The organism is Enterobacter cloacae complex sp. ECNIH7 (assembly GCF_002208095.1).
Taxonomy (GTDB): Bacteria; Pseudomonadota; Gammaproteobacteria; order Enterobacterales; family Enterobacteriaceae; genus Enterobacter; species Enterobacter cloacae_M.
In genome coordinates, this window is the sequence record NZ_CP017990.1 from 1,025,503 (window position 1) to 1,038,964 (window position 13,462).

General features: G+C 59.8%; 13 protein-coding genes. 7 read left to right on the top strand and 6 right to left on the bottom strand.

What is annotated here, in order from left to right; translation table 11 throughout:
• Window positions 1-2: 2 nt before the first annotated feature.
• The gene (dhaK, locus tag WM95_RS04955) at window positions 3-1,073 is read right to left on the bottom strand and encodes a dihydroxyacetone kinase subunit DhaK (protein WP_020077889.1); all 1,071 of its coding nucleotides are present in this window, start codon (window positions 1,071-1,073) and stop codon (window positions 3-5) included.
• 555 nt (window positions 1,074-1,628) lie between these two features.
• Here dhaK and WM95_RS04960 point away from each other — a divergent pair.
• Both WM95_RS04960 and dhaR read left to right on the top strand, forming a co-directional pair.
• Complete coding sequence (locus WM95_RS04960) at window positions 1,629-2,726, top strand: glycerol dehydrogenase (protein ID WP_023336799.1); 1,098 nt, start codon at window positions 1,629-1,631, stop codon at window positions 2,724-2,726.
• Between the two features lie 101 nt (window positions 2,727-2,827).
• Window positions 2,828-4,753, top strand: coding sequence for a dihydroxyacetone kinase operon transcriptional regulator DhaR (dhaR, locus tag WM95_RS04965; RefSeq protein ID WP_023336800.1), 1,926 nt, complete (start codon window positions 2,828-2,830; stop codon window positions 4,751-4,753).
• Here dhaR and WM95_RS04970 read toward each other — a convergent pair.
• The 4 genes from WM95_RS04970 to WM95_RS04985 are packed head-to-tail and all read right to left on the bottom strand — an operon-like array spanning window position 4,731 to window position 7,249.
• Window positions 4,731-5,261, bottom strand: coding sequence for a cob(I)yrinic acid a,c-diamide adenosyltransferase (locus WM95_RS04970; protein WP_088544652.1), 531 nt, complete (start codon window positions 5,259-5,261; stop codon window positions 4,731-4,733). The two genes, dhaR and WM95_RS04970, sit on opposite strands and share 23 nt — an antisense overlap.
• Entirely contained in the window at window positions 5,262-5,615 is a 354-nt protein-coding gene (locus WM95_RS04975; RefSeq protein ID WP_002917678.1) for a glycerol dehydratase reactivase beta/small subunit family protein, read from the bottom strand. It lies immediately after the preceding gene.
• 20 nt (window positions 5,616-5,635) lie between these two features.
• Window positions 5,636-6,799 (bottom strand): 1,3-propanediol dehydrogenase, encoded by a 1,164-nt coding sequence (gene dhaT, locus WM95_RS04980; RefSeq protein ID WP_023336801.1) that lies wholly within the window; start codon window positions 6,797-6,799, stop codon window positions 5,636-5,638.
• A 21-nt stretch (window positions 6,800-6,820) separates the two neighbouring features.
• A complete protein-coding gene (locus WM95_RS04985; RefSeq protein WP_088544653.1) occupies window positions 6,821-7,249 on the bottom strand; it encodes a GlcG/HbpS family heme-binding protein in 429 nt (142 codons plus the stop codon).
• A 413-nt stretch (window positions 7,250-7,662) separates the two neighbouring features.
• On the opposite strand from WM95_RS04985, the gene WM95_RS04990 reads away from it, so the two are divergent.
• The 5 genes from WM95_RS04990 to WM95_RS05010 are packed head-to-tail and all read left to right on the top strand — an operon-like array spanning window position 7,663 to window position 13,048.
• On the top strand, window positions 7,663-9,330 hold the full coding sequence (locus tag WM95_RS04990) for a propanediol/glycerol family dehydratase large subunit (RefSeq protein WP_002917676.1): 1,668 nt from the start codon (window positions 7,663-7,665) through the stop codon (window positions 9,328-9,330).
• 12 nt (window positions 9,331-9,342) lie between these two features.
• Entirely contained in the window at window positions 9,343-9,927 is a 585-nt protein-coding gene (locus tag WM95_RS04995) for a propanediol/glycerol family dehydratase medium subunit (protein WP_002917672.1), read from the top strand.
• Window positions 9,928-9,929: 2 nt separating this feature from the next.
• Window positions 9,930-10,355: a glycerol dehydratase small subunit DhaB3 gene (locus tag WM95_RS05000; RefSeq protein ID WP_002917670.1), complete on the top strand. Its 426-nt coding sequence runs from the start codon at window positions 9,930-9,932 to the stop codon at window positions 10,353-10,355.
• Between the two features lie 12 nt (window positions 10,356-10,367).
• Window positions 10,368-12,191: a diol dehydratase reactivase subunit alpha gene (locus tag WM95_RS05005; protein WP_002917661.1), complete on the top strand. Its 1,824-nt coding sequence runs from the start codon at window positions 10,368-10,370 to the stop codon at window positions 12,189-12,191.
• A 53-nt stretch (window positions 12,192-12,244) separates the two neighbouring features.
• Window positions 12,245-13,048 (top strand): MIP/aquaporin family protein, encoded by an 804-nt coding sequence (locus WM95_RS05010; protein WP_032669189.1) that lies wholly within the window; start codon window positions 12,245-12,247, stop codon window positions 13,046-13,048.
• 51 nt (window positions 13,049-13,099) lie between these two features.
• Here the strand turns inward: WM95_RS05010 and hdeB are convergent, their stop codons facing one another.
• Window positions 13,100-13,429 (bottom strand): acid-activated periplasmic chaperone HdeB, encoded by a 330-nt coding sequence (hdeB, locus tag WM95_RS05015; RefSeq protein WP_032642469.1) that lies wholly within the window; start codon window positions 13,427-13,429, stop codon window positions 13,100-13,102.
• Window positions 13,430-13,462 lie beyond the last annotated feature (33 nt).

The following is a 13,462-nucleotide window of genomic DNA, read 5'->3' on the forward strand; positions in this document are numbered from 1 at the left end:
CCTTATTTTCCCCAGTTCAGCGCTGGGGTATGGACCGGGGCGTCCCATAACGCCAGCGTGTCATCATCCGCTTTCAGCAGGGTGATGGAGAAACCCGCCATATCCAGCGAGGTGCAGTAGCTGCCGATGAGGTTGCGTTCAATCACAATGCCGGACGCTTCGCAGCGCTGGGCAAGGCGGTTGTAAACGCCGTACAGTTCGGAAAGCGGGGTGGCGCCGAGGTTATTGACCAGCGCGATAACCCGATCGCCGTTTTGCAGCGCGGTTTTGCTCTGTTTCACTTCCTGCCACGCTCCCTTGACGTTATCCCACTGGCGCAGCGTGCGGCTGTATGCGCCGTTTTCCAGCAGGGTATCGAACATCTCATCGACGGTTTGGTCGAGCGAGCTGAAGCGGCGGCGGTCGATACCCGGCTCGCCATGGATGCCGACGCCGAACTCCATCTCATCATCTTTCAGGGTAAAGGAGGGCTGTCCGGCGGCCGGTACGGTGCAGGCGCCCAGCGCGATGCCAATCGAGTGACCAAGGTTATTTAAACGGCGGCCCAGTTCAGCGCAGGCTTCCAGCGAGTCGCCGCGTTCGGCGGCGGCGCCGACCAGTTTTTCAATCAGCACGGTATTGGCGACGCCGCGGCGTCCGGCGGTATAGAGGCTGTCTTTTACCGCCACGTCGTCATCCACCACGACGGTGGTAACCTTAACGCCACTTTCGTGCAGCAGCTCGGTGGCGGTCTCAAAATTCAGGATGTCGCCGGTATAGTTTTTGATAATCAGCAGGACGCCTTCGCCGCCGTCAATCTGCATCGCGCATTCGAACATTTTGTCCGGCGTCGGCGAGGTGAAAATTTCCCCCGGACAGGCGCCGGAGAGCATGCCCTGGCCGATGTAGCCGCAGTGCATCGGTTCGTGTCCGCTGCCGCCGCCGGAGAGCAGCGCCACTTTGCCGGCGACCGGTGCATCAGCGCGGGTGACATAGACCGGGTCCTGGTGCAGCGTCAGTTCAGGATGCGCCTTCGCCAGGCCGATAAGCTGTTCACTCAGTACATCTTCCACACGGTTAATCAGTTTTTTCATTGTTTATGCTCCGTAGGGTAGGGGGAGGTCGCCTGTCTATAAGGGTAGCCCGGCGATGTAGTGATTCTGGCTGAGCGGGCGCAAAATAAAATGCCGTCAAAATTGATTCCATAACGGAACGTAGAAAAGAATTTTTGTTCCTTTATGGAACATTAATTGCCGATAAACAGGAGAAATGCGAGCCAGCGCTAATAATTTGTCCGTTTTTTTCTGCTATCAGAAATGGGGCAAGGATGATTTTTTTCGCCATTGTGCCGCATTGAGGCAATTTTCTGCGTTAAAGAGGGGAGACGATAGCGGCTTTTTTGCCAAAATGATCCGATCGCGATCGCAATCCCATCGCTTTCTCAGTCACATTGTTTCAATGTGAAACGCATTATTTTTTTATCTGTTTCAGAACAGAACAAAAAGGGAAAAATTTTTTTCGCCGCGGCTCGCCCTACAGTGGATGCATCGCTCCGGCAGCGTGGCTGTAAGCGCCATTGATATCAGGCGCCGCGGCATGACGGCCTGGGCTCACGTGTCAACATACGCACTTATTTGAGGGTGAAAGAAATGCTAAAAGTTATTCAATCTCCAGCCAAATATCTCCAGGGACCTGATGCCGCCATGCTGTTTGGCGAATACGCTAAAAACCTGGCCGACAGCTTTTTTGTTATCGCCGATGACTTCGTGATGAAGTTGGCGGGCGACAAAGTATTGAACGGCCTGCATAGCCACAATATTAGCTGCCATGCGGAACGGTTTAACGGCGAGTGCAGCCATGCGGAAATCAACCGCCTGATCGCCATTCTTAAGCAGCACGGCTGCCGCGGCGTGGTGGGTATCGGCGGCGGGAAAACCCTCGATACCGCGAAGGCGATCGGCTATTACCAGAAGCTGCCGGTGGTGGTGATCCCGACAATTGCCTCAACCGATGCGCCGACCAGCGCGCTGTCGGTTATCTACACCGAGGCGGGCGAGTTTGAAGAGTATCTGATCTACCCGAAAAACCCGGATATGGTGGTGATGGACACGGCGATTATCGCCAAAGCGCCGGTACGCTTGCTGGTGGCCGGGATGGGCGATGCGCTCTCCACCTGGTTTGAAGCCAAGGCCTGCTTCGATGCGCGAGCCACCAGCATGGCGGGCGGGCAGTCCACGGCGGCGGCCTTGAGCCTGGCGCGCCTGTGCTATGATACGCTGCTGGCTGAAGGCGAAAAAGCACGCCTGGCGGCTCAGGCTGGAGTGGTGACCGATGCGCTGGAGCGTATTGTCGAAGCCAACACCTATCTGAGCGGTATCGGTTTTGAGAGCAGCGGCCTGGCCGGCGCGCACGCGATTCACAACGGTTTCACCATCCTTGAAGAGTGCCACCATCTGTATCACGGTGAGAAAGTGGCCTTCGGTACCCTGGCGCAGCTGGTGCTACAGAACAGCCCGATGGACGAGATTGAAACGGTGCTGGGCTTCTGCCAGCGCGTCGGCCTGCCGGTGACGCTCGCGCAGATGGGCGTCAAAGAGGGGATCGACGAGAAAATCGCCGCGGTGGCGAAAGCCACCTGCGCGGAAGGGGAAACCATCCATAATATGCCGTTTGCGGTGACCCCGGAGAGCGTCCATGCCGCTATCCTCACCGCCGATCTGTTAGGCCAGCAGTGGCTGGCGCGTTAATTCGCGGTGGCTAAACCGCTGGCCCAGGTCAGCGGTTTTTCTTTCTCCCCTCCGGCAGTCGCTGCCGGAGGGGTTCTCTATGGTACAACGCGGAAAAGGATATGACTGTTCAGACTCAGGAAACCGGGAAGGTGGTCTCTTCCGTCATCGCCCAGTCATGGCACCGCTGCAGCAAGTTTATGCAGCGCGAAACCTGGCAAACGCCGCACCAGGCCCAGGGCCTGACCTTCGACTCCATCTGTCGGCGTAAAACCGCGCTGCTGACCATCGGCCAGGCGGCTCTGGAAGACGCCTGGGAGTTTATGGACGGCCGCCCCTGCGCGCTGTTTATTCTTGATGAGTCTGCCTGCATCCTGAGCCGTTGCGGCGAGCCGCAAACCCTGGCCCAGCTGGCTGCCCTGGGATTTCGCGACGGCAGCTATTGTGCGGAGAGCATTATCGGCACCTGCGCGCTGTCGCTGGCCGCGATGCAGGGCCAGCCGATCAACACCGCCGGCGATCGGCATTTTAAGCAGGCGCTACAGCCATGGAGTTTTTGCTCGACGCCGGTGTTTGATAACCACGGGCGGCTGTTCGGCTCTATCTCGCTTTGCTGTCTGGTCGAGCACCAGTCCAGCGCCGACCTCTCCCTGACGCTGGCCATCGCCCGCGAGGTGGGTAACTCCCTGCTTACCGACAGCCTGCTGGCGGAATCCAACCGTCACCTCAATCAGATGTACGGCCTGCTGGAGAGCATGGACGATGGGGTGATGGCGTGGAACGAACAGGGCGTGCTGCAGTTTCTCAATGTTCAGGCGGCGAGACTGCTGCATCTTGATGCTCAGGCCAGCCAGGGGAAAAATATCGCCGATCTGGTGACCCTCCCGGCGCTGCTGCGCCGCGCCATCAAACACGCCCGTGGCCTGAATCACGTCGAAGTCACCTTTGAAAGTCAGCATCAGTTTGTCGATGCGGTGATCACCTTAAAACCGATTGTCGAGGCGCAAGGCAACAGTTTTATTCTGCTGCTGCACCCGGTGGAGCAGATGCGGCAGCTGATGACCAGCCAGCTCGGTAAAGTGAGCCACACCTTTGAGCAGATGTCTGCCGACGATCCGGAAACCCGACGCCTGATCCACTTTGGCCGCCAGGCGGCGCGCGGTGGCTTCCCGGTGCTGCTGTGCGGCGAAGAGGGGGTTGGGAAAGAGCTGCTGAGCCAGGCTATCCACAATGAAAGCGAACGGGCGGGCGGCCCCTACATCGCCGTCAACTGCCAGCTATATGCCGACAGCGTGCTGGGCCAGGACTTTATGGGCAGCGCCCCTACCGACGATGAAAATGGTCGCCTGAGCCGCCTTGAGCTGGCCAACGGCGGCACCCTGTTTCTGGAAAAGATCGAGTATCTGGCGCCGGAGCTGCAGTCGGCCCTGCTGCAGGTGATTAAGCAGGGCGTGCTCACCCGCCTCGACGCCCGGCGCCTGATCCCGGTGGATGTGAAGGTGATTGCCACCACCACCGTCGATCTGGCCAATCTGGTGGAACAGAACCGCTTTAGCCGCCAGCTGTACTATGCGCTGCACTCCTTTGAGATCGTCATCCCGCCGCTGCGCGCCCGACGCAACAGTATTCCGTCGCTGGTGCATAACCGGTTGAAGAGCCTGGAGAAGCGTTTCTCTTCGCGACTGAAAGTGGACGATGACGCGCTGGCGCAGCTGGTGGCCTACTCATGGCCGGGGAATGATTTTGAGCTCAACAGCGTCATTGAGAATATCGCCATCAGCAGCGACAACGGCCACATTCGCCTGAGTAATCTGCCGGAATATCTCTTTTCCGAGCGGCCGGGCGGGGATAGCGCGTCATCGCTGCTGCCGGCCAGCCTGACCTTTAGCGCCATCGAAAAGGAAGCTATTATTCACGCCGCCCGGGTGACCAGCGGGCGGGTGCAGGAGATGTCGCAGCTGCTCAATATCGGCCGCACCACCCTGTGGCGCAAAATGAAGCAGTACGATATTGACGCCAGCCAATTCAAGCGCAAGCATCAGGCCTAGTCTCCTCGATACGCGCCATGGAGAACAGGGCATCCGACAGGCGATTGCTGTAGCGTTTGAGCGCGTCGCGCAGCGGATGCGCGCGGTCCATGGTCGTCAGCAGGCGTTCGAGCCGACGGGACTGGGTGCGCGCCACGTGCAGCTGGGCAGAGGCGAGATTCCTCCCCGGGATCACGAACTGTTTTAACGGGCCGCTCTCGGCCATATTGCGGTCGATAAGCCGCTCCAGGGCGGTGATCTCCTCTTCGCCGACCGTCTGGCTCAGGCGGGTCAGGCCCCGCGCATCGCTGGCCAGTTCAGTCCCCAGCACGAACAGCGTCTGCTGAATATGGTGCAGGCTTTCCCGGAGCCCGGCGTCGCGGGTCGTGGCGTAGCAGACGCCCAGTTGGGATATCAGTTCATCGACGGTGCCGTAGGCCTCGACGCGAATATGGTCTTTCTCGATGCGGCTGCCGCCGTACAGGGCGGTGGTGCCTTTATCCCCGGTGCGGGTATAGATACGATACATTCAGTTTCTCTCACTTAACGGCAGGACTTTAACCAGCTGCCCGGCGTTGGCGCCGAGCGTACGCAGATGATCGTCGCTATCGGTGACGTGTCCGGTAGCCAGCGGCGCGTCCGCCGGCAGCTGGGCATGAGTGAGGGCTATCTCGCCGGACGCGCTGAGCCCGATACCCACCCGCAGGGGCGAGCTTCTGGCCGCCAGGGCGCCCAGCGCAGCGGCGTCACCGCCTCCGTCATAGGTTATGGTCTGGCAGGGGACCCCCTGCTCCTCCAGCCCCCAGCACAGCTCATTGATGGCGCCGGCATGGTGCCCGCGCGGATCGTAAAACAGGCGTACGCCTGGCGGTGAAAGCGACATGACGGTCCCCTCGTTAACACTCAGAATGCCTGGCGGAAAATCGCGGCAATCTCCTGCTCGTTGCCTTTACGCGGGTTCGAGAACGCATTGCCGTCTTTCAGAGCCATCTCAGCCATGTAGGGGAAGTCGGCCTCTTTTACTCCCAGATCGCGCAGATGCTGCGGAATACCGATATCCATCGACAGACGCGTGATAGCGGCGATGGCTTTTTCCGCCGCGTCGAGAGTGGACAGTCCGGTGATATTTTCGCCCATCAGTTCAGCAATCTCGGCGAATTTCTCCGGGTTGGCGATCAGGTTGTAGCGGGCCACATGCGGCAGCAGGACAGCGTTGGCCACGCCGTGCGGCATGTCGTACAGGCCGCCCAGCTGGTGCGCCATGGCGTGCACGTAGCCGAGGTTGGCGTTATTGAAAGCCATCCCGGCCAGCAGAGAGGCATAGGCCATGTTTTCCCGCGCCTGCAGATTGCTGCCGAGGGCCACGGCCTGGCGCAGGTTGCGGGCGATGAGGCGGATCGCCTGCATGGCGGCGGCGTCCGTCACCGGGTTAGCGTCTTTGGAGATATAGGCCTCTACGGCGTGGGTCAGGGCATCCATCCCGGTCGCCGCGGTCAGGGCGGCCGGTTTACCGATCATCAGCAGCGGATCGTTGATAGAGACCGACGGCAGGTTGCGCCAGCTGACGATCACAAACTTCACTTTGGTTTCGGTGTTGGTCAGGACGCAGTGGCGGGTGACCTCGCTGGCGGTGCCGGCGGTGGTATTGACCGCGACGATAGGCGGCAGCGGGTTGGTCAGGGTCTCGATTCCGGCATACTGGTACAGATCGCCCTCATGGGTGGCGGCGATGCCGATGCCTTTGCCGCAATCGTGCGGGCTGCCGCCGCCCACGGTGACGATGATGTCGCACTGTTCGCGGCGAAACACGGCGAGGCCGTCGCGCACGTTGGTGTCTTTCGGGTTCGGCTCGACGCCGTCAAAGATCGCCACCTCGATCCCGGCCTCCCGCAGATAATGCAGGGTTTTGTCCACCGCGCCATCTTTAATTGCCCGCAGGCCTTTGTCGGTGACCAGCAGGGCTTTTTTCCCCCCCAGCAGCTGGCAGCGTTCGCCGACTACGGAAATGGCGTTGGGGCCAAAAAAGTTAACGTTTGGCACCAGATAATCAAACATACGATAGCTCATAATATACCTTCTCGCTTCAGGTTATAATGCGGAAAAACAATCCAGGGCGCACTGTGCTAATAATTGATCCTGCTCGACCGTACCGCCGCTAACGCCGACGGCGCCAATTACCTGCTCATTAAAAATAACTGGCAGGCCGCCGCCAAAAATAATAATTCGCTGTTGGTTGGTAAGCTGCAGACCGTACAGAGATTGTCCTGGCTGGACCGTTGGCGTAATTTCATGGGTACCTTGCTTCAGGCTGCAGGCGCTCCAGGCTTTATTCAGGGAAATATCGCAGCTGGAGACGAAGGCCTCGTCCATCCGCTGGATAAGCAGCGTGTTGCCTCCGCGGTCAACCACGGAAAACACCACCGCCACGTTGATCTCAGTGGCTTTTTTTTCCACCGCCGCCGCCATTTGCTGGGCGGCGGCCAGGGTGATTGTCTGAACTTGTTGGCTCTTGTTCATCATTCTCTCCCGCACCAGGATAACGCTGGCGCGAATAGTCAGTAGGGGGCGATAGTAAAAAACTATTACCATTCGGTTGGCTTGCTTTATTTTTGTCAGCGTTATTTTGTCGCCCGCCATGATTTAGTCAATAGGGTTAAAATAGCGTCGGCAAAACGTAATTAAGGGCGTTTTTTATTAATTGATTTATATCATTGCGGGCGATCACATTTTTTATTTTTGCCGCCGGAGTAAAGCTTCATAGTGAAACTGTCGGTAGATTTCGTGTGCCAAATTGAAACGAAATTAAATTTATTTTTTTCACCACTGGCTCATTTAAAGTTCCGCTATTGCCAGTAATGGCCGGGCGGCAACGACGCTGGCCCGGCGTATTCGCTACCGTCTGCGGATTTCACCTTTTGAGCCGATGAACAATGAAAAGATCAAAACGATTTGCAGTACTGGCCCAGCGCCCCGTCAATCAGGACGGGCTGATTGGCGAGTGGCCTGAAGAGGGGCTGATCGCCATGGACAGCCCCTTTGACCCGGTCTCTTCAGTAAAAGTGGACAACGGTCTGATCGTCGAACTGGACGGCAAACGCCGGGACCAGTTTGACATGATCGACCGATTTATCGCCGATTACGCGATCAACGTTGAGCGCACAGAGCAGGCAATGCGCCTGGAGGCGGTGGAAATAGCCCGCATGCTGGTGGATATTCACGTCAGCCGGGAGGAGATCATTGCCATCACTACCGCCATCACGCCGGCCAAAGCGGTCGAGGTGATGGCGCAGATGAACGTGGTGGAGATGATGATGGCGCTGCAGAAGATGCGTGCCCGCCGGACCCCCTCCAACCAGTGCCACGTCACCAATCTCAAAGATAATCCGGTGCAGATTGCCGCTGACGCCGCCGAGGCCGGGATCCGCGGCTTCTCAGAACAGGAGACCACGGTCGGTATCGCGCGCTATGCGCCGTTTAACGCCCTGGCGCTGTTGGTCGGTTCGCAGTGCGGCCGTCCCGGCGTGTTGACGCAGTGCTCGGTGGAAGAGGCCACCGAGCTGGAGCTGGGCATGCGTGGCTTAACCAGCTACGCCGAGACGGTGTCGGTCTACGGCACTGAAGCGGTATTTACCGACGGCGATGATACTCCGTGGTCAAAGGCGTTCCTCGCCTCGGCCTACGCCTCCCGCGGGTTGAAAATGCGCTACACCTCCGGCACCGGATCCGAAGCGCTGATGGGCTATTCGGAGAGCAAGTCGATGCTCTACCTCGAATCGCGCTGCATCTTCATTACCAAAGGCGCCGGGGTTCAGGGGCTGCAAAACGGCGCGGTGAGCTGTATCGGCATGACCGGCGCTGTGCCGTCGGGCATTCGGGCGGTGCTGGCGGAAAACCTGATCGCCTCTATGCTCGACCTCGAAGTGGCGTCCGCTAACGACCAGACTTTCTCCCACTCGGATATTCGCCGCACCGCGCGCACCCTGATGCAGATGCTGCCGGGCACCGACTTTATTTTCTCCGGCTACAGCGCGGTGCCGAACTACGACAACATGTTCGCCGGCTCGAACTTCGATGCGGAAGATTTTGATGATTACAACATCCTGCAGCGTGACCTGATGGTTGACGGCGGCCTGCGTCCGGTGACCGAGGCGGAAACCATTGCCATTCGCCAGAAAGCGGCGCGGGCGATCCAGGCGGTTTTCCGCGAGCTGGGGCTGCCGCCAATCGCCGACGAGGAGGTGGAGGCCGCCACCTACGCGCACGGTAGCAACGAGATGCCGCCGCGTAACGTGGTGGAGGATCTGAGTGCGGTGGAAGAGATGATGAAGCGCAACATCACCGGCCTCGATATTGTCGGCGCGCTGAGCCGCAGCGGCTTTGAGGATATCGCCAGCAATATTCTCAATATGCTGCGCCAGCGGGTCACCGGCGATTACCTGCAGACCTCGGCCATTCTCGATCGGCAGTTCGAGGTGGTGAGTGCGGTCAACGACATCAATGACTATCAGGGGCCGGGCACCGGCTATCGCATCTCTGCCGAACGCTGGGCGGAGATCAAAAATATTCCGGGCGTGGTTCAGCCCGACACCATTGAATAAGGCGGTATTCCTGTGCAACAGACAACCCAAATTCAGCCCTCTTTTACCCTGAAAACCCGCGAGGGCGGGGTAGCTTCTGCCGATGAACGCGCCGATGAAGTGGTGATCGGCGTCGGCCCTGCCTTCGATAAACACCAGCATCACACTCTGATCGATATGCCCCATGGCGCGATCCTCAAAGAGCTGATTGCCGGGGTGGAAGAAGAGGGGCTTCACGCCCGGGTGGTGCGCATTCTGCGCACGTCCGACGTCTCCTTTATGGCCTGGGATGCTGCCAACCTGAGCGGCTCGGGGATCGGCATCGGTATCCAGTCGAAGGGGACCACGGTCATCCATCAGCGCGATCTGCTGCCGCTCAGCAACCTGGAGCTGTTCTCCCAGGCGCCGCTGCTGACGCTGGAAACCTACCGGCAGATTGGCAAAAACGCCGCGCGCTATGCGCGCAAAGAGTCACCTTCGCCGGTGCCGGTGGTGAACGATCAGATGGTGCGGCCGAAATTTATGGCCAAAGCCGCGCTATTTCATATCAAAGAGACCAAACATGTGGTGCAGGACGCCGAGCCCGTCACCCTGCACGTCGACTTAGTAAGGGAGTGACCATGAGCGAGAAAACCATGCGCGTGCAGGATTATCCGTTAGCCACCCGCTGCCCGGAGCATATCCTGACGCCTACCGGCAAACCATTGACCGATATTACCCTCGAGAAGGTGCTCTCTGGCGAGGTGGGCCCGCAGGATGTGCGGATCTCCCGCCAGACCCTTGAGTACCAGGCGCAGATTGCTGAGCAGATGCAGCGCCATGCGGTGGCGCGCAATTTCCGCCGCGCGGCGGAGCTTATCGCCATTCCTGACGAGCGCATTCTGGCTATCTATAACGCGCTGCGCCCGTTCCGCTCCTCGCAGGCGGAGCTGCTGGCGATCGCCGACGAGCTGGAGCACACCTGGCATGCGACAGTGAATGCCGCCTTTGTCCGGGAGTCGGCGGAAGTGTATCAGCAGCGGCATAAGCTGCGTAAAGGAAGCTAAGCGGAGGTCAGCATGCCGTTAATAGCCGGGATTGATATCGGCAACGCCACCACCGAGGTGGCGCTGGCGTCCGACGACCCGCAGGCGAGGGCGTTTGTTGCCAGCGGGATCGTCGCGACGACGGGCATGAAAGGGACGCGGGACAATATCGCCGGGACCCTCGCCGCGCTGGAGCAGGCCCTGGCGAAAACACCGTGGTCGATGAGCGATGTCTCTCGCATCTATCTTAACGAAGCCGCGCCGGTGATTGGCGATGTGGCGATGGAGACCATCACCGAGACCATTATCACCGAATCGACCATGATCGGTCATAACCCGCAGACGCCGGGCGGGGTGGGCGTTGGCGTGGGGACGACTATCGCCCTCGGGCGGCTGGCGACGCTGCCGGCGGCGCAGTATGCCGAGGGGTGGATCGTACTGATTGACGACGCCGTCGATTTCCTTGACGCCGTGTGGTGGCTCAATGAGGCGCTCGACCGGGGGATCAACGTGGTGGCGGCGATCCTCAAAAAGGACGACGGCGTGCTGGTGAACAACCGCCTGCGTAAAACCCTGCCGGTGGTAGATGAAGTGACGCTCCTGGAGCAGGTCCCCGAGGGGGTGATGGCGGCGGTGGAAGTGGCCGCGCCGGGCCAGGTGGTGCGGATCCTGTCGAATCCCTACGGGATCGCCACCTTCTTCGGGCTAAGCCCGGAAGAGACCCAGGCCATCGTCCCCATCGCCCGCGCCCTGATTGGCAACCGTTCAGCGGTGGTGCTCAAGACCCCGCAGGGGGACGTGCAGTCGCGGGTGATCCCGGCGGGCAACCTCTACATTAGCGGCGAAAAGCGCCGCGGAGAGGCCGATGTCGCCGAGGGCGCGGAAGCCATCATGCAGGCGATGAGCGCCTGTGCTCCGGTACGCGACATCCGCGGCGAACCGGGCACTCACGCCGGCGGCATGCTTGAGCGGGTGCGCAAGGTAATGGCGTCCCTGACCGGCCATGAGATGAGCGCGATATACATCCAGGATCTGCTGGCGGTGGATACGTTTATTCCGCGCAAGGTGCAGGGCGGGATGGCCGGCGAGTGCGCCATGGAAAATGCCGTCGGGATGGCGGCGATGGTGAAAGCGGACCGTCTGCAAATGCAGGTTATCGCCCGCGAACTGAGCGCCCGACTGCAGACCGAGGTGGTGGTGGGCGGCGTGGAGGCCAACATGGCCATCGCCGGGGCGTTAACCACTCCCGGCTGTGCGGCGCCGCTGGCGATCCTCGATCTCGGCGCCGGCTCGACGGATGCGGCGATCGTCAACGCGGAGGGGCAGATAACGGCGGTCCATCTCGCCGGGGCGGGGAATATGGTCAGCCTGTTGATTAAAACCGAGCTGGGCCTCGAGGATCTTTCGCTGGCGGAAGCGATAAAAAAATACCCGCTGGCCAAAGTGGAAAGCCTGTTCAGTATTCGTCACGAGAATGGCGCGGTGGAGTTCTTTCGGGAAGCCCTCAGCCCGGCGGTGTTCGCCAAAGTGGTGTACATCAAGGAGGGCGAACTGGTGCCGATCGATAACGCCAGCCCGCTGGAAAAAATTCGTCTCGTGCGCCGGCAGGCGAAAGAGAAAGTGTTTGTCACCAACTGCCTGCGCGCGCTGCGCCAGGTCTCACCCGGCGGTTCCATTCGCGATATCGCCTTTGTGGTGCTGGTGGGCGGCTCATCGCTGGACTTTGAGATCCCGCAGCTTATCACGGAAGCCTTGTCGCACTATGGCGTAGTCGCCGGGCAGGGCAATATTCGGGGAACAGAAGGGCCGCGCAATGCGGTCGCCACCGGGCTGCTACTGGCCGGTCAGGCGAATTAAACGGGCGCTCGCGCCAGCCTCTCTCTTTAACGTGCTATTTCAGGATGCCGATAATGAACCAGACTTCTACCTTAACCGGGCAGTGCGTGGCCGAGTTTCTTGGCACCGGATTGCTCATTTTCTTCGGCGCGGGCTGCGTCGCTGCGCTGCGGGTCGCCGGGGCCAGCTTTGGTCAGTGGGAGATCAGTATTATCTGGGGCCTTGGCGTCGCCATGGCCATCTACCTGACGGCCGGTGTCTCCGGCGCGCACCTTAATCCGGCGGTGACCATTGCCCTGTGGCTGTTCGCCTGTTTTGAACGCCGCAAGGTGCTGCCGTTTATTGTTGCCCAGACGGCCGGGGCCTTCTGCGCCGCCGCGCTGGTGTATGGGCTCTATCGCCAGCTGTTTCTCGATCTTGAACAGAGTCAGCATATCGTGCGCGGCACTGCCGCCAGCCTTAACCTGGCCGGGGTCTTTTCCACGTACCCGCATCCACATATCACTTTTATACAAGCGTTTGCCGTTGAGACCACCATCACGGCAATCCTGATGGCGATGATCATGGCCCTGACCGACGACGGCAACGGAATTCCGCGCGGGCCGCTGGCGCCGTTGCTGATTGGCTTGCTGATCGCCGTGATCGGCGCGTCGATGGGGCCGCTAACCGGCTTTGCGCTGAATCCGGCGCGCGACTTCGGCCCAAAACTGTTTACCAGTCTGGCCGGGTGGGGCTCGATCGCCTTTACCGGTGGGCTGGCGATCCCTTACTTTCTGGTGCCGCTGCTGGCGCCGGTGGTGGGGGCGATTATCGGGGCGTTTTTGTATCGCAAGCTTATCGGCCGCCTTCTGCCGTGCGAATGCGGTATCGATGAGTAAAGCGGGACCCGCCGCAGCGCGGCGGGTTTCCCCGGCCTGATGCCGGGGGGGTTATTTTTTGATGACCGCGCTGAGATCGCCAAGTTTAGCGGCGGGGTTCTTGTGGCACTCCTGCAGCATTTTCGGTACCGAAACGGTCTCGACTTCATGCCAGTCAACATAGTCGCCGCCGCTAAAGTCGGTGTTGCGATTCACTACCCAGAAGGCCACCGGGGTCATGCTTTTTGGGTTCATATCCATAAATTCCTGACAGGTCATATTCTGCGGCGTGGTTTCCTCAACCGCGAACGCCGGGCTGGTCATCAGACAGAATGTGGTAGCCGCCACGGTCAATACGAGTGCTTTAGGGAAGGTGCGAACAAGTTCCTGATATGAGATCATCATATTCATCCGGAGCGCATCCCAGAGGGACAT

Excerpts from the sequence above, each read along its gene's own strand:
- WM95_RS05005 (WP_002917661.1), top strand. The coding sequence starts at position 10,368 with ATGCCGTTAATAGCCGGGATTGATATCGGCAACGCCACCACCGAGGTG.
- WM95_RS04990 (WP_002917676.1), top strand. The coding sequence starts at position 7,663 with ATGAAAAGATCAAAACGATTTGCAGTACTGGCCCAGCGCCCCGTCAAT.
- WM95_RS05000 (WP_002917670.1), top strand. The coding sequence starts at position 9,930 with ATGAGCGAGAAAACCATGCGCGTGCAGGATTATCCGTTAGCCACCCGC.
- WM95_RS05010 (WP_032669189.1), top strand. The coding sequence starts at position 12,245 with ATGAACCAGACTTCTACCTTAACCGGGCAGTGCGTGGCCGAGTTTCTT.
- dhaK (WP_020077889.1), bottom strand. The coding sequence starts at position 1,073 with ATGAAAAAACTGATTAACCGTGTGGAAGATGTACTGAGTGAACAGCTT.
- WM95_RS04970 (WP_088544652.1), bottom strand. The coding sequence starts at position 5,261 with ATGTATCGTATCTATACCCGCACCGGGGATAAAGGCACCACCGCCCTG.
- hdeB (WP_032642469.1), bottom strand. The coding sequence starts at position 13,429 with ATGATCTCATATCAGGAACTTGTTCGCACCTTCCCTAAAGCACTCGTA.
- dhaR (WP_023336800.1), top strand. The coding sequence starts at position 2,828 with ATGACTGTTCAGACTCAGGAAACCGGGAAGGTGGTCTCTTCCGTCATC.
- dhaT (WP_023336801.1), bottom strand. The coding sequence starts at position 6,799 with ATGAGCTATCGTATGTTTGATTATCTGGTGCCAAACGTTAACTTTTTT.
- WM95_RS04975 (WP_002917678.1), bottom strand. The coding sequence starts at position 5,615 with ATGTCGCTTTCACCGCCAGGCGTACGCCTGTTTTACGATCCGCGCGGG.
- WM95_RS04960 (WP_023336799.1), top strand. The coding sequence starts at position 1,629 with ATGCTAAAAGTTATTCAATCTCCAGCCAAATATCTCCAGGGACCTGAT.
- WM95_RS04985 (WP_088544653.1), bottom strand. The coding sequence starts at position 7,249 with ATGAACAAGAGCCAACAAGTTCAGACAATCACCCTGGCCGCCGCCCAG.